This is a genomic window from Streptomyces sp. CNZ287 (genome assembly GCF_007827615.1).
Genome location: NZ_VISV01000047.1, coordinates 1 through 2,292, shown reverse-complemented (window position 1 = coordinate 2,292; position 2,292 = coordinate 1). Strand labels below are relative to the sequence as shown.

1 protein-coding gene is annotated in these 2,292 nt (G+C 74.3%); it reads left to right on the top strand.

Features of this window, described 5'->3' with window-relative positions; all coding sequences use genetic code 11:
- The coding region (locus FB457_RS35010; protein WP_145784710.1) for a type I polyketide synthase at positions 1-2,292 on the top strand (2,292 nt) is incomplete at both ends.

The following is a 2,292-nucleotide window of genomic DNA, read 5'->3' as shown; positions in this document are numbered from 1 at the left end:
AGGCCGTACACGACCTGCTCACCCTCCTCCAGCAGTACCTCGCCGAACCCCGACTCACCGACACCCCCCTCGTCCTCCTCACCCGCCACGCCCACACCGCCGAGCCCGACCCCGTACACGCGGCGCTCTGGGGCCTGGCCCGCACGGCGCAGGCCGAGCAGCCGGACCGTATCCACCTCGTCGACACCGACGACCACCCCGACACCCGCACCCACCTCCCGAACGCCCTCGCCCACGCGCTGACCACCCCTCAACTCGCCCTCCACGTCGGCACCCCCCACACCCCGCACCTCACGCACCTGCCGCCCCCGGGCGACGCGGTACAGGCACTCGGCCGCCGCAACGGCACCGTGCTGATCACCGGCGGGGCCGGGGCGCTTGGCGGGCTGGTCGCGCGTCACCTGGTGGCGAGGCACGGCGTACGGCACCTGCTGCTCGCCGGCCGCCGCGGCATCGACACGCCCGGAGCGCCCGAACTCCGGGAGGAACTGCGGGCGGCGGGCGCGGAGACCACGTTCGCCCGCTGCGACCTCACCGACCGCGACGCCGTGGCCCGGATGCTCGCGGACCTGCCCGACGACCGCCCGCTGACCGCGGTCATCCACGCCGCGGGCGTCGTCGCCGACGCCACGATCGCGTCCCTCACCCCCGAGGCGCTGCGCGACGTCCTGGCCCCCAAGATCGACGCCGCGTCGCACCTCGACGAGCTGACGCGCGATCTCGACCTCGACGCCTTCGTCCTCTTCTCCTCGATCGCCGGCGTGCTGGGCACTCCGGGACAGGGCAACTACGCCGCGGCCAACGCCTGGCTCGACGCCCTGGCCGCCCGCCGCCGGGCCCAGGGCCTGGCGGGACAGGCCCTGGCGTGGGGCCTGTGGGGCGACGTCGGCGGCAGGGGCGGCATGGGCGCCGCGCTCGGCGAGGCCGAACTCGCGCGCTGGCACCGCAGCGGCATCGCCCTCCTGACGCCGGAACTCGGGCTCGCCTCCTTCGACGCGGCCCTCCGCACCCGTACGCCGAACGTGGTCCCCGTACGCATGGACCTCCCCGCGCTCCGCGCGCAGGCCGAGGCCGGCGAAGTCCCCTACCTCCTCCGCGACTTCGCCCCCCGCCGCCGCGCCCGCCGGGTGGCGTCGGCAGGGACCGCGACCGGCACGTCCGCCCTCGCCGCCCGGCTGGCGGGGCTCGACGCGGAGGCACAGGACGCCGAGCTGGTCGGGCTCGTCCGCACTCAGGCCGCGCTGGTCCTCGGCTACGACGACGCCGCAGCCGTCGACGCCGACCAGGACTTCAAGGCACTCGGATTCGACTCCCTGACCGCCGTCGAGCTGCGCAACCGCGTCAACGCCGCGGCAGGCGTGCGCCTCGCCCCCACGGTCGTCTTCAACTACCCCACGCCCGCCGGCCTCGCCCGCCACCTGCGCGACGAAGTGCTCGGAGCCGCCACCGCCTCCGCCGCGACGGCGCCCGTGACCGCCGTGGACGCGGACGATCCGGTCGTGGTGGTGGGGATGGCGTGCCGCTATCCGGGCGGTGTGACGTCGCCGGCGGAGCTGTGGGACATGGTCTGGTCCGGTGGCGAGGGGATCTCGGAGTTCCCGGTCGATCGCGGCTGGGGCGCCGATCTTTTCGACGCGGATCCGGGTAGGTCGGGGAAGTCGTACGCGCGTCATGGCGGGTTTCTGCATGATGCGGGGGATTTTGACGCGGAGTTCTTCGGTGTGTCGCCGCGTGAGGCGCTGGCGATGGATCCGCAGCAGCGGTTGGTGCTGGAGGCGTCGTGGGAGGCGTGTGAGCGCGCGGGTGTGGACCCCGACAGCCTGCGCGGCAGCCGCACCGGCGTCTACGTCGGCGTCATGTACCACGACTACGCGCCCCGCATGTCGACCGAACGGCAGGAGATCGAGGGCTACGCGCTGACAGGGAACCTGTCGAGCGTGCTGTCGGGCCGGGTGGCGTACGCGTTCGGGCTCGAAGGCCCGGCGATGACGATCGACACCGCGTGCTCCTCGTCGCTCGTCGCGCTGCACCTGGCGGCACAGGCGATGCGGAACGGGGAGTGCGACCGGGCGCTCGTCGGCGGCGTCACCGTGATGGCGACGCCCAACACCTTCGTGGAGTTCTCGCGGCAGCGGGGTCTTTCGCCGGACGGTCGCTGCAAGGCGTTCGCGGAGGGCGCGGACGGCACGGGCTGGAGCGAGGGTGTCGGGCTGTTGCTGGTGGAGCGGCTGTCGGAGGCGCGGCGGCAGGGGCACGAGGTGCTGGCGGTGCTCCGCGGCTCCGCCGTCAACC